At 51.5% G+C, this 15,797-nt stretch carries 24 protein-coding genes; 18 read left to right on the top strand and 6 right to left on the bottom strand.

What is annotated here, in order from left to right; translation table 11 throughout:
- Nucleotides 1–4 precede the first annotated feature (4 nt).
- From rpmD to GV764_RS04165, 12 genes are all read left to right on the top strand, one after another.
- Complete coding sequence (rpmD, locus tag GV764_RS04220; protein WP_002438695.1) at nt 5–184, top strand: 50S ribosomal protein L30; 180 nt, start codon at nt 5–7, stop codon at nt 182–184.
- Between the two features lie 3 nt (nt 185–187).
- Nucleotides 188–622, top strand: coding sequence for a 50S ribosomal protein L15 (gene rplO, locus GV764_RS04215; RefSeq protein WP_002438693.1), 435 nt, complete (start codon nt 188–190; stop codon nt 620–622).
- Nucleotides 623–629: 7 nt separating this feature from the next.
- Nucleotides 630–1,961: a preprotein translocase subunit SecY gene (gene secY / locus GV764_RS04210; RefSeq protein WP_161659119.1), complete on the top strand. Its 1,332-nt coding sequence runs from the start codon at nt 630–632 to the stop codon at nt 1,959–1,961.
- Nucleotides 1,962–1,991: 30 nt separating this feature from the next.
- Nucleotides 1,992–2,108 (top strand): 50S ribosomal protein L36, encoded by a 117-nt coding sequence (gene rpmJ, locus GV764_RS04205; protein WP_000868187.1) that lies wholly within the window; start codon nt 1,992–1,994, stop codon nt 2,106–2,108.
- Nucleotides 2,109–2,254: 146 nt separating this feature from the next.
- Nucleotides 2,255–2,611 (top strand): 30S ribosomal protein S13, encoded by a 357-nt coding sequence (gene rpsM, locus GV764_RS04200; RefSeq protein ID WP_002438688.1) that lies wholly within the window; start codon nt 2,255–2,257, stop codon nt 2,609–2,611.
- Nucleotides 2,612–2,627: 16 nt separating this feature from the next.
- The gene (gene rpsK / locus GV764_RS04195) at nt 2,628–3,017 is read left to right on the top strand and encodes a 30S ribosomal protein S11 (protein ID WP_004138423.1); all 390 of its coding nucleotides are present in this window, start codon (nt 2,628–2,630) and stop codon (nt 3,015–3,017) included.
- 31 nt (nt 3,018–3,048) lie between these two features.
- Nucleotides 3,049–3,669 carry a 30S ribosomal protein S4 gene (gene rpsD, locus GV764_RS04190; RefSeq protein ID WP_002438686.1) on the top strand — a complete coding sequence of 207 codons (621 nt, stop codon included), beginning with the start codon at nt 3,049–3,051 and terminating at the stop codon, nt 3,667–3,669.
- A 25-nt stretch (nt 3,670–3,694) separates the two neighbouring features.
- On the top strand, nt 3,695–4,684 hold the full coding sequence (locus GV764_RS04185) for a DNA-directed RNA polymerase subunit alpha (protein ID WP_002438685.1): 990 nt from the start codon (nt 3,695–3,697) through the stop codon (nt 4,682–4,684).
- 40 nt (nt 4,685–4,724) lie between these two features.
- Entirely contained in the window at nt 4,725–5,111 is a 387-nt protein-coding gene (rplQ, locus tag GV764_RS04180) for a 50S ribosomal protein L17 (RefSeq protein ID WP_001216372.1), read from the top strand.
- 98 nt (nt 5,112–5,209) lie between these two features.
- Nucleotides 5,210–5,581 (top strand): DnaJ family domain-containing protein, encoded by a 372-nt coding sequence (locus tag GV764_RS04175; protein WP_161659118.1) that lies wholly within the window; start codon nt 5,210–5,212, stop codon nt 5,579–5,581.
- On the top strand, nt 5,581–6,000 hold the full coding sequence (gene zntR / locus GV764_RS04170; RefSeq protein WP_161659117.1) for a Zn(2+)-responsive transcriptional regulator: 420 nt from the start codon (nt 5,581–5,583) through the stop codon (nt 5,998–6,000). Before GV764_RS04175 ends, zntR begins: the two co-directional genes overlap by 1 nt.
- A gap of 51 nt (nt 6,001–6,051) precedes the next feature.
- Complete coding sequence (locus GV764_RS04165) at nt 6,052–6,270, top strand: alternative ribosome-rescue factor A (RefSeq protein WP_161659116.1); 219 nt, start codon at nt 6,052–6,054, stop codon at nt 6,268–6,270.
- Here the strand turns inward: GV764_RS04165 and mscL are convergent.
- From mscL to def, 5 genes are all read right to left on the bottom strand, one after another.
- On the bottom strand, nt 6,267–6,680 hold the full coding sequence (gene mscL, locus GV764_RS04160; protein WP_125295721.1) for a large-conductance mechanosensitive channel protein MscL: 414 nt from the start codon (nt 6,678–6,680) through the stop codon (nt 6,267–6,269). The two genes, GV764_RS04165 and mscL, sit on opposite strands and share 4 nt — an antisense overlap.
- Before the next feature lie 139 nt (nt 6,681–6,819).
- On the bottom strand, nt 6,820–8,196 hold the full coding sequence (gene trkA, locus GV764_RS04155; RefSeq protein WP_125295722.1) for a Trk system potassium transporter TrkA: 1,377 nt from the start codon (nt 8,194–8,196) through the stop codon (nt 6,820–6,822).
- A 35-nt stretch (nt 8,197–8,231) separates the two neighbouring features.
- Entirely contained in the window at nt 8,232–9,524 is a 1,293-nt protein-coding gene (gene rsmB / locus GV764_RS04150; protein ID WP_161659115.1) for a 16S rRNA (cytosine(967)-C(5))-methyltransferase RsmB, read from the bottom strand.
- Between the two features lie 60 nt (nt 9,525–9,584).
- The gene (gene fmt, locus GV764_RS04145) at nt 9,585–10,532 is read right to left on the bottom strand and encodes a methionyl-tRNA formyltransferase (RefSeq protein WP_161659114.1); all 948 of its coding nucleotides are present in this window, start codon (nt 10,530–10,532) and stop codon (nt 9,585–9,587) included.
- Nucleotides 10,533–10,556: 24 nt separating this feature from the next.
- Entirely contained in the window at nt 10,557–11,063 is a 507-nt protein-coding gene (gene def, locus GV764_RS04140) for a peptide deformylase (protein WP_125295725.1), read from the bottom strand.
- 130 nt (nt 11,064–11,193) lie between these two features.
- Between def and dprA the strand changes: the two genes are divergently transcribed.
- The 6 genes from dprA to GV764_RS04110 are packed head-to-tail and all read left to right on the top strand — an operon-like array spanning nt 11,194 to nt 14,979.
- The gene (gene dprA / locus GV764_RS04135) at nt 11,194–12,315 is read left to right on the top strand and encodes a DNA-protecting protein DprA (protein WP_161659113.1); all 1,122 of its coding nucleotides are present in this window, start codon (nt 11,194–11,196) and stop codon (nt 12,313–12,315) included.
- Nucleotides 12,287–12,760 (top strand): DUF494 family protein Smg, encoded by a 474-nt coding sequence (gene smg, locus GV764_RS04130; RefSeq protein WP_125295727.1) that lies wholly within the window; start codon nt 12,287–12,289, stop codon nt 12,758–12,760. Before dprA ends, smg begins: the two co-directional genes overlap by 29 nt.
- A gap of 25 nt (nt 12,761–12,785) precedes the next feature.
- Nucleotides 12,786–13,337 (top strand): DNA topoisomerase family protein, encoded by a 552-nt coding sequence (locus GV764_RS04125; RefSeq protein WP_161659112.1) that lies wholly within the window; start codon nt 12,786–12,788, stop codon nt 13,335–13,337.
- The gene (tsaC, locus tag GV764_RS04120) at nt 13,330–13,902 is read left to right on the top strand and encodes an L-threonylcarbamoyladenylate synthase type 1 TsaC (RefSeq protein WP_161659111.1); all 573 of its coding nucleotides are present in this window, start codon (nt 13,330–13,332) and stop codon (nt 13,900–13,902) included. Before GV764_RS04125 ends, tsaC begins: the two co-directional genes overlap by 8 nt.
- A gap of 4 nt (nt 13,903–13,906) precedes the next feature.
- The gene (gene aroE, locus GV764_RS04115; RefSeq protein ID WP_161659110.1) at nt 13,907–14,725 is read left to right on the top strand and encodes a shikimate dehydrogenase; all 819 of its coding nucleotides are present in this window, start codon (nt 13,907–13,909) and stop codon (nt 14,723–14,725) included.
- Nucleotides 14,722–14,979 (top strand): DUF1488 family protein, encoded by a 258-nt coding sequence (locus GV764_RS04110; protein ID WP_161659109.1) that lies wholly within the window; start codon nt 14,722–14,724, stop codon nt 14,977–14,979. The genes aroE and GV764_RS04110 overlap by 4 nt, the downstream gene beginning before the upstream one ends.
- Here the strand turns inward: GV764_RS04110 and GV764_RS04105 are convergent.
- Nucleotides 14,955–15,509, bottom strand: a complete 555-nt coding sequence (locus GV764_RS04105) for a gamma carbonic anhydrase family protein (protein ID WP_161659108.1) — start codon at nt 15,507–15,509, stop codon at nt 14,955–14,957. The genes GV764_RS04110 and GV764_RS04105 overlap by 25 nt on opposite strands.
- Nucleotides 15,510–15,797: the final 288 nt, after the last annotated feature.

Genomic DNA, 15,797 nt, shown 5'->3' with positions numbered 1-15,797 from the left:
GACCATGGCAAAGACTATTAAAATTACTCAAACCCGCAGTGCAATCGGTCGTCTGCCGAAACACAAGGCAACGCTGCTTGGCCTGGGTCTGCGTCGTATTGGCCACACCGTAGAGCGCGAGGATACTCCTGCTGTACGCGGTATGGTTAACGCGATTTCCTACATGGTTAAAGTTGAGGAGTAAGAGATGCGTTTAAATACTCTGTCTCCGGCCGAAGGGTCTAAGCACGCTTCCAAGCGTCTGGGTCGTGGTATCGGTTCTGGCCTGGGTAAAACCGGTGGTCGTGGTCACAAAGGTCAGAACTCTCGTTCTGGCGGTGGCGTACGTCGCGGTTTCGAAGGTGGTCAGATGCCGTTATACCGTCGTCTGCCGAAATTCGGTTTTACTTCTCGTAAAGCAATGGTCACCGCAGAAGTTCGACTGTCTGACCTGGCTAAAGTAGAAGGCGACGTCGTTGACCTGAACACGCTGAAAGCGGCCAACATTATCGGTATCCAGATCGAGTTCGCGAAAGTGATCCTGTCTGGCGAGGTAACTCGTCCGGTAACTGTACGCGGTCTGCGTGTTACTAAAGGCGCTCGTGCTGCTATCGAAGCTGCTGGCGGTAAAACTGAGGAATAAGTAGCAGATGGCTAAACAACCGGGATTAGATTTTCAAAGTGCCAAAGGTGGCCTTGGCGAACTGAAACGCAGACTGCTGTTTGTAATCGGTGCGCTGATCGTGTTCCGAATTGGCTCTTTTATTCCGATCCCTGGTATTGATGCCGCTGTACTTGCCAAACTGCTTGATCAACAGCGTGGCACCATCATTGAAATGTTCAACATGTTCTCTGGTGGTGCTCTCAGCCGTGCTTCTATCTTTGCTTTGGGTATTATGCCGTATATTTCGGCATCTATTATTATCCAGTTGCTGACGGTCGTTCATCCGGCCCTTGCGGAGCTTAAGAAAGAAGGGGAGTCTGGTCGTCGTAAGATTAGCCAGTACACCCGTTACGGTACGTTGGTGTTGGCGATATTCCAGTCGATCGGTATTGCTACCGGTCTGCCGAATATGCCTGGAATGCAGGGCCTGGTTCTTAACCCAGGCTTTGCCTTCTATTTCACTGCTGTTGTCAGTCTGGTTACAGGGACAATGTTCCTGATGTGGCTCGGCGAACAGATTACTGAGCGTGGTATCGGTAACGGTATCTCAATCATTATCTTCGCTGGTATCGTTGCGGGTCTCCCGCCAGCCATTGGCCATACGATCGAGCAAGCGCGTCAAGGCGACCTGCACTTCCTCCTGTTGCTGTTGGTTGCAGTATTAGTATTTGCAGTGACCTTCTTTGTTGTTTTCGTTGAGCGTGGTCAACGCCGCATTGTGGTGAACTATGCGAAACGTCAGCAAGGTCGTCGTGTCTATGCTGCACAGAGCACACATTTACCGCTGAAAGTGAATATGGCGGGGGTTATCCCGGCAATTTTCGCTTCCAGTATTATTCTGTTCCCGGCGACCATCGCGTCATGGTTCGGGGGCGGTACCGGTTGGAACTGGCTGACAACAATTTCGCTGTATTTGCAGCCTGGGCAACCGCTTTATGTGTTACTCTATGCGTCTGCAATCATCTTCTTCTGTTTCTTCTATACCGCGTTGGTTTTCAACCCGAGAGAAACAGCTGATAACCTGAAGAAGTCCGGTGCATTTGTACCAGGAATTCGTCCGGGAGAGCAAACGGCGAAGTATATCGATAAAGTAATGACTCGTCTGACTTTAGTTGGCGCGCTTTATATTACTTTTATCTGCCTGATCCCGGAGTTCATGCGTGATGCAATGAAAGTGCCGTTCTACTTCGGTGGGACCTCACTGCTAATCGTTGTTGTCGTCATTATGGACTTTATGGCTCAAGTGCAAACTCTGATGATGTCCAGTCAGTACGAGTCTGCATTGAAGAAAGCGAACCTCAAAGGCTATGGCCGTTAATGGTCGCTTAAGAAGTTACGGAGAGTAAAAATGAAAGTTCGTGCTTCCGTCAAGAAATTATGCCGTAACTGCAAAATCGTTAAGCGTGATGGCGTCATCCGCGTGATTTGCAGTGCCGAGCCGAAGCATAAACAGCGTCAAGGCTGATTTATCTCGCATATTTTTCTTGCAAAGTTGGGTTGAGCTGGCTAGATTAGCCAGCCAATCTTTTGTATGTCTATGCGTTTCCATTTGAGTATCCTGAAAACGGGCTTTTCAGCATGGGGCGCATAATTAAATAGTAGGAGTGCATAGTGGCCCGTATAGCAGGCATTAACATTCCTGATCAGAAACATACCGTGATCGCGTTAACCTCGATCTACGGTGTCGGCAAGACTCGCTCCAAGGCCATCTGCGCCGCTGCGGGTATCGCTGAAGATGTTAAGATCAGTGAGCTGTCTGAAGAACAAATCGACACGCTGCGTGACGAAGTTGCCAAATTTGTCGTTGAAGGTGATCTGCGCCGTGAAGTGAGCATGAGCATCAAGCGTCTGATGGACCTTGGTTGCTATCGCGGTTTGCGTCATCGTCGTGGTCTCCCGGTTCGCGGTCAGCGTACCAAGACCAACGCTCGTACCCGTAAGGGTCCGCGCAAACCGATCAAGAAATAATCGGGGTGATTGAATAATGGCAAAGGCACCAGTTCGTGCACGTAAGCGTGTAAGAAAACAAGTCTCTGACGGCGTGGCTCATGTCCATGCTTCTTTCAACAACACCATCGTGACTATTACCGATCGTCAAGGTAACGCGTTGGGTTGGGCAACTGCCGGTGGTTCCGGTTTCCGTGGTTCTCGCAAATCCACTCCGTTTGCAGCTCAGGTTGCAGCAGAGCGTTGCGCAGAAGCCGTGAAAGAATACGGTATCAAGAACCTGGAAGTTATGGTTAAGGGACCGGGTCCGGGTCGCGAATCTACCATTCGTGCTCTGAACGCCGCTGGTTTCCGCATCACTAATATTACTGATGTGACTCCGATCCCTCACAACGGTTGTCGTCCGCCGAAAAAACGTCGCGTATAACGCCCGTTTTTAGGAATGTTGGAGAAAGAAAATGGCAAGATATTTGGGTCCTAAGCTCAAGCTGAGCCGTCGCGAGGGTACAGACTTATTCCTGAAGTCTGGCGTTCGCGCGATTGATACCAAGTGTAAAATTGAACAAGCTCCTGGCCAGCACGGTGCGCGTAAACCGCGTCTGTCTGACTATGGTGTGCAGTTGCGTGAAAAGCAAAAAGTTCGCCGTATCTACGGTGTGCTGGAGCGTCAGTTCCGTAACTACTATAAAGAAGCAGCACGTCTGAAAGGCAACACCGGTGAAAACCTGTTGGCTCTGCTGGAAGGTCGTCTGGACAACGTTGTATACCGTATGGGTTTTGGCGCTACGCGTGCTGAAGCACGTCAGCTGGTTAGCCATAAAGCTATCATGGTAAACGGTCGTGTTGTTAACATCGCTTCTTATCAGGTTAGCCCGAACGACGTAGTCAGCATTCGTGAGAAAGCGAAAAAGCAATCTCGCGTGAAAGCAGCTCTGGAGCTGGCTGAGCAGCGTGAAAAGCCAACCTGGCTGGAAGTTGATGGTGGCAAGATGGAAGGTACGTTTAAGCGTAAGCCTGAGCGTTCTGATCTGTCTGCGGACATTAACGAACACCTGATCGTCGAGCTTTACTCCAAGTAAAGCTTAGTACCAAAGAGAGGACACAATGCAGGGTTCTGTGACAGAGTTTCTAAAACCGCGCCTGGTAGATATCGAGCAAGTGAGTTCGACGCACGCCAAGGTGACCCTTGAGCCTTTAGAGCGTGGCTTTGGCCATACTCTGGGTAACGCACTGCGCCGTATTCTGCTTTCATCGATGCCGGGTTGCGCGGTGACTGAGGTTGAGATTGATGGTGTACTGCACGAGTACAGCACCAAAGAAGGTGTTCAGGAAGATATCCTGGAAATCCTGCTTAACCTGAAAGGGCTGGCGGTAAGAGTTCAAGGTAAAGATGAAGTTATCCTTACTTTGAATAAATCTGGCATTGGCCCTGTGACTGCAGCCGACATCACCCATGATGGAGATGTCGAAATCGTCAAGCCGCAGCACGTGATCTGCCACCTGACCGATGAAAACGCATCTATTAGCATGCGTATCAAAGTTCAGCGCGGTCGTGGTTATGTGCCGGCTTCTGCCCGAATTCATTCGGAAGAAGATGAGCGCCCAATCGGCCGTCTGCTGGTCGACGCTTGCTATAGCCCTGTAGAGCGTATCGCCTACAATGTTGAAGCAGCGCGTGTAGAACAGCGTACCGACCTGGACAAGCTGGTCATCGAAATGGAAACCAACGGCACAATCGATCCTGAAGAGGCGATTCGTCGTGCGGCGACCATTCTGGCTGAACAACTGGAAGCTTTCGTTGATTTACGTGATGTACGTCAGCCGGAAGTGAAAGAAGAAAAACCAGAATTCGATCCGATCCTGCTGCGCCCTGTTGACGATCTGGAATTGACTGTCCGCTCTGCTAACTGCCTCAAGGCAGAAGCTATCCACTATATCGGTGATCTGGTACAGCGTACCGAGGTTGAGTTGCTGAAAACGCCGAACCTAGGTAAAAAATCTCTTACCGAGATTAAAGACGTGCTGGCCTCACGTGGTCTGTCTCTGGGCATGCGCCTGGAAAACTGGCCGCCGGCAAGCATTGCTGACGAGTAACCGGATCACAGGTTAAGGTTTTACTGAGAAGGATAAGGTCATGCGCCATCGTAAGAGTGGTCGTCAACTGAACCGCAACAGCAGCCATCGCCAGGCTATGTTCCGCAACATGGCAGGTTCTCTGGTTCGTCATGAAATCATCAAGACGACCCTGCCGAAAGCGAAAGAGCTGCGTCGCGTAGTTGAGCCGCTGATTACTCTTGCCAAGACTGATAGCGTTGCTAATCGTCGTCTGGCATTCGCCCGCACTCGTGATAACGAGATCGTGGCAAAACTGTTTAACGAGCTGGGCCCGCGTTTCGCGAGCCGCGCCGGTGGTTACACTCGCATTCTGAAGTGTGGCTTCCGTGCAGGCGACAACGCGCCGATGGCATACATCGAGCTGGTTGATCGCTCTGAGTCGAAAGCAGAAGCTGCTGCAGAGTAATCTGCAGTATCGTTAAAAAAACCCGCTTCGGCGGGTTTTTTTATATTCACTTCCCCGCCTGTTATACTTTTCTTCTCTTCAAAGCCCGGAATAACGCTATGTGGTTAATCGATCGGTGGGCTGAGCAACGCATTGTTGAAGCCCAAAATAAAGGTGAGCTGGATAACCTACCCGGTACAGGTCAGAAACTGGTACTGGACGACGATACCCATGTGCCGCCAGAGTTGCGTGCCGGCTATCGCCTGTTAAAGAATTCAGGTTTTTTGCCTCCTGAGTTAATGCAGCGTAAAGAGGCGGTGGAACTTCATGAACTGCTTAATGGCCTTAACCCTGAACAACCGGAATACGCCGCGCTAAAAAAACGGCTGCAGGTACTGGAGATGAAACTGCGTCAGGCAGGCATGAGTACGGCTTTTCTGCATACCTCCTATGGACGAGCTATCGAGAAAAAACTGGCAAAGGAGCAATGATGTACAGAATTGGTGAGTTAGCAAAACTGGCGGACGTAACGCCTGACACCATCCGTTTTTATGAAAAACAACAGATGATGGATCATGAAATACGCACCGAAGGTGGATTTCGTTTATACAGTGAAAACGATTTACAGCGCCTGAAATTTATACGTTACGCCCGGCAGTTGGGCTTCACGCTGGAATCCATCCGTGAACTACTGTCGATCCGCATCGATCCTGAACACCATACCTGCCAGGAATCTAAAGGGATTGTGCAGGCCAGGCTTAAAGATGTAGAAGCCAGAATCAATGAACTCGAACTGATGCGCGTCTCGCTACAGCGCTTAAATGAAACATGCTGTGGCACAGCACACAGTAGCGTATATTGTTCGATCCTCGAAGCTCTGGAGCAGGGTGCCAACGGTACCGCACGTTGATTTATCAACCAGCCAGTATTACACTCGCGCCACATTACTAAGGAGACATCTATGAGTCGTTATAAGCATACTCGGGGGCAGATTAAAGAGAATGCGCTCGAAGCTCTGTTACACGATCCGTTATTCAGACAACGCGTCGAGAAAAATATCAAAGGGAAAGGGAGCTATCAAAGGAAAGGGAAACACAAAGGGCGGGGTGACTGGGAGGCCAGTGGTAAACAAGCTAACAGCTTATTTTCCACTGGCCTTCTGCTTTGCGGCGTTAATTAAATACGTTCTTTCTGTTGTTTCAAAATATCGCGAATTTCAGTCAGGAGAACCTCTTCTTTTGTTGGCGCAGGCGGTGCTTTTGGCTCTTCTTTTTTCTTACGATTCAGTTTGTTAATGAGCTTTATCGCCATGAAAATAGCGAAAGCGACAATGATAAAATCAAATACATTCTGAATAAACACGCCATAATGCATGACTACAGCAGGCGTATCGCCAACCGCCGGACGCAGTGTCAGTGCAAACTGTTTAAAGTCGATACCACCGATTAATAAGCCCAGCGGTGGCATAATAATATCGGCAACCAGAGAAGAAACAATTTTCCCGAACGCCGCGCCAATAATCACACCCACTGCCAAATCAACCACATTTCCGCGCATCGCGAATTCGCGAAACTCTTTCAACATACTCATTTTATTCTCCTTATCTGGGCTAGCTTCATAAGTCTAACAAAGAGTTGGTCGTTTGCCATTGGTGCGAAGTAATTGTTTTCACACAGTATCCACAATGTTAAAGCGGAAAAATAGCGAGGCGGAACAGCCCGCCTCGCTATTACAGGAAGAAGGGGCTTGGCTGGAATAAACGCTCTACGTCAGAAACAAACTTTTTATCCGTCAGGAACATAATGACGTGATCGCCCTGTTCAATCCGCAACGTATTATTAGCAATCATGACGTCATTGCCGCGTACCACGGCGCCAATAATCGTGCCGGGAGGAAGTTTAATGTCGTCGATGACCCGTCCAACGACGCGGGAAGTACTCTCATCGCCGTGGGCAACCGCTTCAATTGCTTCCGCCACGCCGCGCCGCAGTGAAGATACGCTAACAATATCCGCTTTACGAACATGGCCTAGTAATGCCGAAATAGTTGCCTGTTGGGGAGAAATCGCGATATCGATAACGCTACCCTGTACTAAATCGACATAAGCGCGTCGCTGGATCAGTACCATCACTTTTTTTGCGCCCATTCGCTTCGCGAGCATGGCGGACATAATATTGGCTTCGTCATCGTTAGTGACGGCAATAAAAAGATCCACTTGATCAATGTGCTCTTCAGCGAGCAACTCCTGATCTGATGCATCGCCATAAAACACGATGGTGTTCTGAAGCTTTTCAGCGAGTTCAGCGGCGCGCTGCTGGTTACGCTCAATCAGCTTAACGCTGTAATCTTTTTCCAGGCGATGCGCGAGGCCCGCTCCGATATTCCCACCGCCTACCAGCATAATGCGCTTATAGGGTTTCTCCAGGCGCTGAAGTTCGCTCATAACCGCACGGATATGCTGTGATGCCGCGATGAAAAACACTTCATCACCGGCTTCAACGATCGTTGAGCCCTGAGGTCGAATGGGACGATCGTGACGGAAGATCGCAGCCACGCGGGTGTCGATATGCGGCATATGCTCGCGCATGGTAGATAACGCATTGCCTACCAGCGGCCCACCATAATAGGCTTTTACCACTGCAAGGCTGACTTTTCCTTCCGCGAAATTGACCACCTGGAGCGCGCCGGGATACTCAATCAGGCGATAAATATTATCGATAACCAGTTGCTCAGGGGCAATGAGATGGTCGATAGGTACCGCTTCTGAATTAAACAGCTTTTCAGCGTCACGGACATAGTCCGGCGCCCGGATACGGGCAATACGGTTCGGTGTGTTAAACAGCGAATAAGCGACCTGACAAGCGACCATATTGGTTTCGTCGGAACTGGTCACAGCAACCAGCATATCCGCATCATCCGCGCCAGCTTCACGCAACACGCGGGGATGAGAGCCATGGCCCTGTACAACGCGTAGATCGAACTTATCCTGCAGGCTGCGCAGGCGATCGCCATTGGTATCAACCAGCGTGATGTCGTTGTTTTCGCCGACCAGATTTTCCGCCAGGGTGCCGCCGACCTGGCCCGCGCCCAGAATGATTATTTTCATCGTCTTTCGTTTCTCAGACTCAGTTGAAAATGACCTTAGCCTTGCTTCACAAGCTTAGCGTAAAAGAAACCGTCACCTTCTGTGCTGGCCGGCAAATTCTGAATACCCGGTGCATCCTGCGTACCGGTGTCGGTGAGCTGGGCATCAGCGGTGCGTTTCAGGAATGTGGCTACCTGTTGCGTGTTCTCTTCAGGAAGAACGGAACAGGTTGCGTAAACCAGCGTACCGCCGGGTTTCAGCAGTGGCCAGACGGCATCCAGAATTTGCGACTGGAGTTCCGCCAGCTCCGGAATATCGCGGTCGCGGCGTAACCATTTTATGTCAGGATGACGGCGGATCACGCCCGTTGCGGAGCATGGCGCATCCAGCAATATACGGTCGAACTGTTGATCTTCGGCCCACTGTTGTGGATAGCGGCCATCGCCCTGCTTGACGGTCGCTTTCATGCCCAGACGTTTTAAATTTTCGTAAACCCGGCCCAGGCGCTGCTCATCAATATCTACGGCAAGCACATTCGCCTGAGGCGCGGCTTCCAGAATATGCGTGGTCTTACCGCCCGGTGCCGCGCAGAGATCTAAAATCTCCTCGCCATTTTGCGGGGAAAGCAGGGGAAGGCAGCCTTGCGCCGACGCATCCTGTACCGTGACCCATCCCTCTTCAAAACCGGGGAGCGCATGGACCGGCGTAGGGGTTTCCAGACGTACCGCATCTGGATATGCCGGATGAGCGAAGCCCTGGATCCCGCTTTCTTCCAACAGGGCTAGCCAGGCGTCGCGGCTGTGATGCTGGCGATTAACCCGCAGCCACATTGGCGGCCGTTGATTATTTGCTTCAAGAATTTCTTCCCACTGTGTGGGATAAGCGGCGCGTAGCCGTTTAACCAACCATGAAGGATGCAGGAAACGGCTATCGTGGGCGGCAAATTCGCCGAGCAGGGTTTCCTGCTGGCGCTGAAACTCACGCAATACACCGTTAATGAGGCCTTTAAGCTGCGGACGCTTGATCACCACCGCACCTTCTACCGTTTCGGCTAGCGCTGCATGGGGAGGAATACGGGTATAAAGTAGCTGGTACAGCCCAACCATAATTAAATAATGTACGGTACGCTGTTTACCGGTCATCGGGCGCGACATTAGTTTGCCGATAAGCCACTCAAGCTGTGAAAGAGTACGCAGTACGCCAAAGCACAGCTCCTGGAGCAGCGCTTTATCTTTCTCAGGCACTTTCTGCTGCAAGGGCGGCAGAACATTGCTGAGGGACTGGCCTTTCTCGACCACTTGCTCAACGGCCTGCGCCGCCAGGCTGCGAATATTCGGTGATTTCTTCATAGTTACGGTCAGTAAAATAAAAAGGCCCGGAAGTTCCGGGCGCTAAAAAGAGAATGAGGTTCAGGCAAGTCTGTTGCCTGGCGCAAAAAACGCCTTGCGGGAATTCAGCAAATCCTGCGCTTTCATGGCTTTTTTGCCGGCAGGCTGCAATTCTTCAAGATTGAGGACGCCCTGTGCTGTCGCAACCTGAATACCTTGCTTATCCGCCTCAAGGATGGTGCCCGGCGCGGCATTGAACCCAGTTTCAAGTACGCTGGCTTTCCAGACTTTTACCGGCTGCCCGTCCATCATGAAGTAACTCATCGGCCACGGATTGAAGGCGCGAATACAGCGCTCTAACTGAGCGGCAGAGAGCGACCAGTCAAGCAGGGCCTCTTCTTTACTCAGTTTTTCCGCATAGGTTACCCGCGATTCGTCCTGCACTTCCGGGCTGGCTTTACCGCTGGCGAGCAGTTGCAGCGTCTCGATAAGCCCTTGCGGACCCAGTTCGGCCAGTTTGTCATACAGCGAGGCGCTGGTATCGTCTGGCGTAATCGGGCAGGCCAGTTTATACAACATATCACCGGTATCCAGTCCCACGTCCATCTGCATAATGGTTACGCCAGTTTCTTCGTCGCCCGCCCAAAGCGAGCGCTGGATCGGCGCAGCCCCGCGCCAACGCGGCAGTAACGAGCCATGAACGTTGATACAGCCCAGGCGAGGCATCTCCAGCACGGCTTTAGGCAAAATCAAACCATAAGCCACCACAACCATGATATCGGCGTTCAAATCGGCGATAAGCTGTTGATTGTCAGCCGGGCGAAGCGAGGCGGGCTGGAAAACAGGGAGGCCGCGCTCTTGCGCCACGGCTTTAACCGGCGAAGGCATGAGCTTTTTACCGCGTCCGGCCGGGCGGTCAGGCTGAGTAAACACGCCCACCACGTTATAATTCGCGGCAAGCAGAGCATCGAGATGACGCGCTGCAAAATCAGGCGTACCTGCAAAAATGATACGTAATGAATCGGACACGATATTCCCTGTTGTGCTAACGGCTTAACGCCCGTTTAAACGATCGAGTTTCTCAACTTTCTGGCGAATACGCTGGCGCTTCATCGGCGAGAGATAATCAACAAACAGTTTGCCCACCAGATGATCCATTTCATGCTGAATACAAATTGCCAGCAGGCCATCGGCGGCTAACTCGAAACTGTTGCCGTCTCGGTCAAGCGCACGAATTTTTACCGTCTCGGCGCGCGGCACCAGGGCTCTCTGCTCAGGAATGGATAAACATCCCTCTTCAATGCCCGTCTCACCGTGTTTTTCCAGCAGTTCCGGGTTGATCAGCACTAAACGCTCATCGCGATTCTCAGAAACGTCGATCACAATAATCCGCTGATGAATATCGACCTGAGTGGCCGCCAGGCCAATGCCTTCTTCGGCGTACATCGTTTCGAACATATCATCCACGATACGTTGAATTTCCGCATTCACTTCTTTAACCGGTTCGGCGACTTTGCGAAGGCGCTCGTCCGGAAAATGTAATACCTGCAAAACTGACATATTTATCCAGAGCTGTGTTCAAGAGTTGATAAAGATCATTATGTCTATTCTAGACAAAACCCCCCCTGATTGACAGCATCCGTAACCAATCGCAGGGATTGCCTGGATGCATTAATGGCAGGGGAAAAGGATGCCGCTTACAGAAATTTGGTTGCGTTTAATGGCCGTTGCCAGCCTGAATGGCGAACAGATGCTTAATGCTGTGAAACTTTTGCAGCATCATCCTGACGAACCCGCTCTGGCTTTGGGCGCCGTACCGCTGTCGGCTTCACAAATTCAGCAGTTCTTATCGGTTGGCATGACTGACATTGAACGCGCCCTCAGTTGGCTTGAGGAGCCTGGGCATCACTTATTAACCGCAGATATGCTCCTGTATCCTTCGTTGCTCAAAACCATTGACTGGTTCCCTGGCGCGCTGATGATTGCCGGCAATATCGATGCGTTAACCACGCCACAGCTTGCCGTAGTTGGAAGCCGCGCACATTCATGGTACGGCGAACATTGGGGACGATATTTTTGTGAAACTCTGGCTAACCTGGGGATAACGATTACCAGCGGATTGGCGTTAGGGATTGATGGTGTAGCCCATCGTGCGGCACTCAATATGAAAGGGAGCACCATTGCCGTGCTCGGCAGCGGCCTTGGGCAGTTGTACCCTAAGCGGCACAAGCGGCTGGCTGACGAGATAGTAGCCAAAGGCGGCGCGCTGGTTAGCGAGTTCCCGCTTAACATGAAGCCCTGGCAAAGCAACTTCCCCAGACGAAATCGCATTATTAGCGGTTTAAGCCACGGCGTGCTGGTGGTTGAGGCGACACAGCGCAGCGGTTCGTTAGTTACCGCGCGCTGTGCGCTTGAACAGGGACGGGAAGTCTTTGCGCTGCCGGGCCCGATCGGCAATCCAGGGGCAAGCGGGCCACACTGGCTGATTCAGCAGGGTGCTACGCTGGTCACTTCTCCCGAAGAGATCCTTACGTATTTGCAAAGCGATCTCCAATGGCTGCCTTCTCTGAATATCGCAAATTATTCACCAAATGAAGAGGAGGGCGCATTGCCATTTCCCGAGCTGTTGGCTAACGTAGGAGATGAGGTTACACCTGTTGACGTCGTCGCTGAACGTGCCGGCCAACCTGTGCCAGAGACAGTAACCCAATTACTCGAACTGGAGTTAGCAGGATGGATCGCAGCTGTACCCGGCGGCTATGTCCGATTAAGGAGGGCAGGCCATGTTCGACGTACTAATGTATTTGTTTGAGACATATATCCATAACGACGCCGAAGTGCGTGTCGATCAGGATATCATCACTCGCGACCTTACTGATGCTGGCTTTGAGCGTGAAGATATTTTCAATGCGCTACTGTGGTTAGAAAAACTGGCGGATTATCAGGACGGTCTGGTTGAGCCGATGCAGTTGGCTTCTGACCCGCTTTCGATGCGTATTTATACCGCCGAAGAGTGTCAGAGACTGGATGCCAGCTGCCGGGGATTTCTGTTGTTCCTGGAACAAATTCAGGTGCTGAACCTCGAAACCCGTGAAATGGTAATTGAACGCGTACTGGCACTTGATACGGCCGATTTCGATCTTGAAGATCTCAAATGGGTGGTATTGATGGTGTTGTTCAATCTTCCGGGCTGTGAAAACGCCTATCAACAAATGGAAGAATTACTCTTCGAAGTGAATGAAGGTATGCTGCACTAACATTTATGCAGCGTAATAAGTCGTTATGACAAAATCGGCACTCTTTTCTGTGCGCCAACAAGAGCCCTGCCCGCAGTGTGGGGCCGATCTGGTAATTCGAACCGGGAAACATGGCCCGTTTCTCGGTTGTTCTCACTATCCGGAATGTGATTATGTCCGTCCCCTGCGTAATCAGGCGGATGGACATATCATCAAAATTCTGGAGGGCCAGTTCTGCCCCCTGTGTCAGGCCGAACTGGTGTTGCGCCAGGGCCGGTTTGGTATGTTTATCGGCTGTAGCCGCTACCCGGAATGTGACCATACCGAACAGATTGATAAGCCTGATGAGACGTCGATTAGCTGTCCGCAGTGTCAGGAAGGCCGTCTTATCCAGCGCCGCTCCCGTTATGGCAAAACCTTTCATTCCTGCGATCGCTATCCGGAATGCCAGTTCGTGATTAATGCTAAACCTGTAGCGGGTGTATGCCTTGCGTGTGGCTACCCGTTACTTATTGAAAAGAAAACCGCGCAAGGGGCTAAGTACTTCTGCGCCAGTAAACAATGTGGAAAGCCGGTTACGGCGGAAAAAAGTGAATAAAAACCTGCCTGCAAGCCCCATCGAATCGATCGTTGAGGTACTTAAAAAAGAAGAAGTGATTGCCTATCCTACTGAAGCTGTGTTTGGGGTAGGTTGCGATCCTGATAGTCAAGTTGCGGTTAATCGCCTGCTGGCGCTTAAACAGCGTCCGGTAGAAAAGGGGCTTATTCTCATCGCCTCCCGTTTTGACCAACTGAAGCCTTATATTGACGACAGTATGCTGACACAAGCGCAGCGCGACGCTGTTTTTGCCCGCTGGCCCGGTCCTGTCACTTTTGTCTTTCCCGCCAAAAGCACGACGCCGCGCTGGCTCACTGGCCGCTTCGACACATTGGCTGTGCGCGTCACCGATCACCCGTTAGTGATGGCGTTGTGTGAAGCGTTTGGCAAGCCGTTAGTGTCAACCAGCGCCAATTTAACCGGATTGCCGCCGTGCCGTAGCACGGAGGAAGTCCAGCGACAATTTGGTAATGATTTCCCTGTGCTTGATGGTGCGACCGGTGGACGTCTTAATCCTTCTGAGATCCGCGATGCGCTAACAGGCGAACTCTTTCGTGAGGGGTGATGTAATGGAAACCTATGCGGTATTCGGCAATCCTGTTGCTCATAGCAAATCCCCTTTTATTCATCAGCTCTTTGCCCAGCAGATGCAGGTTATCCATCCCTATGGCCGGGTTCTGGCCCCGCTTGATGGATTTATCCCGACGCTGGAGGCTTTTTTCCAGGCTGGCGGTAAAGGCGCTAACGTTACGGTACCCTTTAAAGAAGAAGCGTTTGGGCGCGCGGATGAGTTGACCGAACGCGCTTCGCTGGCGGGTGCGGTGAATACTTTGAAGCGCCTTGAAGATGGGCGACTGCTTGGCGATAACACGGATGGCATCGGGCTATTAAGTGATTTAGAGCGGCTGAAGATGATTAAGCCCGGCTCGCGCGTATTGTTGATTGGCGCAGGCGGCGCGGCGCGGGGAGTACTGCTTCCGCTGCTTTCTTTAGATTGTGCGGTAACCATCACTAACCGAACCCTGTCTCGGGCTCAGCAACTGGCCTCGCTTTTCAGCCATACCGGTGGTGTGGTCGCGCTGGACGGCGATGCGCTTGCTGGGCATGCGTTTGATCTTATCGTTAATGCTACGTCCAGCGGGATTTCGGGCGATCGCCCAGCCATCCCCGCTTCACTGGTTCACGCCAGCGTACATTGCTATGACATGTTTTATCAGCAAGGCCGCACGCCTTTTTTGAGCTGGTGCGAGTCGCTGGGGGCGCAGAGTATGGCCGATGGGTTAGGTATGCTGGTGGGCCAGGCGGCGCATGCCTTTATGCTATGGCATGGGCAGATGCCGGATGTGGCCCCGATCATTGAACGTCTCAAGCAGGATCTGGCGGCATGAATCAGGCAATCCAGTTTCCGGACGTCGAGCAGTGGAATGAAGATCTGCGCGCAGTGTGTTTTCCGGCGCTGACGGACGGGTTTCAGGTTAACTGCGCGATTTCTGCTGTGTCGCTGACAAGTCGTTATGGTGGCGAAACACCTGCAGAATGGCTGGAGCTGTTTCGCCAACACCGCTGGGATCTGGAAGAAGAGATCGAGCCCCTGATTGCTGAGGGGCAGGATGACGATCAGGGTTGGTTTTGGCTCTCCTGATCCAGATACTCATCTTTCCACTTCACATAGTTATTAGCGGAATAGACTAAGCCCTGAATTTCAGCATCCGAGAGTGGCCGGATCTGTTTAACTGGGCTTCCAAGATACAAATAGCCGCTTTCAAGGCGCTTATTCTGTGGAACCAGGCTGCCTGCGCCAATCATCACGTCGTCTTCAACTACTACGCCATCTAATACAATCGATCCCATTCCTACCAGCACACGATTGCCGATGGTGCAGCCGTGCAGCATTACCTTATGCCCGACCGTTACGTCTTCACCCACAACCAACGGATTGCCTTCCGGGTTGTAAGAAGACTTGTGCGTCACATGGAGCACGCTTCCATCCTGAATATTAGTGCGGGCACCAATCGCAATAAAATGTACATCGCCGCGCATAGCAACCAGGGGCCAAATGCCGACGTCATCGGCGATCCGAACATCGCCAATGACTACGCTTGACGGATCAACCATGACGCGTTGACCGACTTCAGGAAAGGTATCTTTATAAGGACGCAGTACTGCAGACATAAAAACCTCATCTTTCTTGGACCGTGAAACAGACTTTGGCTGCATTCCCAGGGGTAAGCAAGGCAAAGTGGTATCATTTTTAAGCAGATCGTATGCGATCGCAGCGAAAAGCGCGAAAAACCAGCGGTCGAAAGAAAAGATCGAAAAAAGGCTTGTGCAAAAAAATGGGATCCCTATAATGCGCCTCCGTTGAGACGACAATGTGAAACGCTTCACAGCAACAGTCGGAACAACAAAGAGAAAAATCCTGAAATTCAGGCTTGACTCTGAAAGAGGAAAGCGTAATAT

This window comes from Atlantibacter hermannii (assembly GCF_009907385.1).
Lineage (GTDB): Bacteria > Pseudomonadota > Gammaproteobacteria > Enterobacterales > Enterobacteriaceae > Atlantibacter > Atlantibacter hermannii_A.
This window is presented reverse-complemented; position numbering and strand designations above follow the sequence as displayed.

Bases quoted from the DNA above. Each gene is read 5' to 3' on its own strand.
- rpmD (WP_002438695.1), top strand. From the start codon at position 5: ATGGCAAAGACTATTAAAATTACTCAAACCCGCAGTGCAATCGGTCGT.
- rplO (WP_002438693.1), top strand. From the start codon at position 188: ATGCGTTTAAATACTCTGTCTCCGGCCGAAGGGTCTAAGCACGCTTCC.
- secY (WP_161659119.1), top strand. From the start codon at position 630: ATGGCTAAACAACCGGGATTAGATTTTCAAAGTGCCAAAGGTGGCCTT.
- rpmJ (WP_000868187.1), top strand. From the start codon at position 1,992: ATGAAAGTTCGTGCTTCCGTCAAGAAATTATGCCGTAACTGCAAAATC.
- rpsK (WP_004138423.1), top strand. From the start codon at position 2,628: ATGGCAAAGGCACCAGTTCGTGCACGTAAGCGTGTAAGAAAACAAGTC.
- rpsD (WP_002438686.1), top strand. From the start codon at position 3,049: ATGGCAAGATATTTGGGTCCTAAGCTCAAGCTGAGCCGTCGCGAGGGT.
- GV764_RS04185 (WP_002438685.1), top strand. From the start codon at position 3,695: ATGCAGGGTTCTGTGACAGAGTTTCTAAAACCGCGCCTGGTAGATATC.
- rplQ (WP_001216372.1), top strand. From the start codon at position 4,725: ATGCGCCATCGTAAGAGTGGTCGTCAACTGAACCGCAACAGCAGCCAT.
- GV764_RS04175 (WP_161659118.1), top strand. From the start codon at position 5,210: ATGTGGTTAATCGATCGGTGGGCTGAGCAACGCATTGTTGAAGCCCAA.
- zntR (WP_161659117.1), top strand. From the start codon at position 5,581: ATGTACAGAATTGGTGAGTTAGCAAAACTGGCGGACGTAACGCCTGAC.
- GV764_RS04165 (WP_161659116.1), top strand. From the start codon at position 6,052: ATGAGTCGTTATAAGCATACTCGGGGGCAGATTAAAGAGAATGCGCTC.
- mscL (WP_125295721.1), bottom strand. From the start codon at position 6,680: ATGAGTATGTTGAAAGAGTTTCGCGAATTCGCGATGCGCGGAAATGTG.
- trkA (WP_125295722.1), bottom strand. From the start codon at position 8,196: ATGAAAATAATCATTCTGGGCGCGGGCCAGGTCGGCGGCACCCTGGCG.
- rsmB (WP_161659115.1), bottom strand. From the start codon at position 9,524: ATGAAGAAATCACCGAATATTCGCAGCCTGGCGGCGCAGGCCGTTGAG.
- def (WP_125295725.1), bottom strand. From the start codon at position 11,063: ATGTCAGTTTTGCAGGTATTACATTTTCCGGACGAGCGCCTTCGCAAA.
- dprA (WP_161659113.1), top strand. From the start codon at position 11,194: ATGCCGCTTACAGAAATTTGGTTGCGTTTAATGGCCGTTGCCAGCCTG.
- smg (WP_125295727.1), top strand. From the start codon at position 12,287: ATGTTCGACGTACTAATGTATTTGTTTGAGACATATATCCATAACGAC.
- GV764_RS04125 (WP_161659112.1), top strand. From the start codon at position 12,786: ATGACAAAATCGGCACTCTTTTCTGTGCGCCAACAAGAGCCCTGCCCG.
- aroE (WP_161659110.1), top strand. From the start codon at position 13,907: ATGGAAACCTATGCGGTATTCGGCAATCCTGTTGCTCATAGCAAATCC.
- GV764_RS04110 (WP_161659109.1), top strand. From the start codon at position 14,722: ATGAATCAGGCAATCCAGTTTCCGGACGTCGAGCAGTGGAATGAAGAT.
- GV764_RS04105 (WP_161659108.1), bottom strand. From the start codon at position 15,509: ATGTCTGCAGTACTGCGTCCTTATAAAGATACCTTTCCTGAAGTCGGT.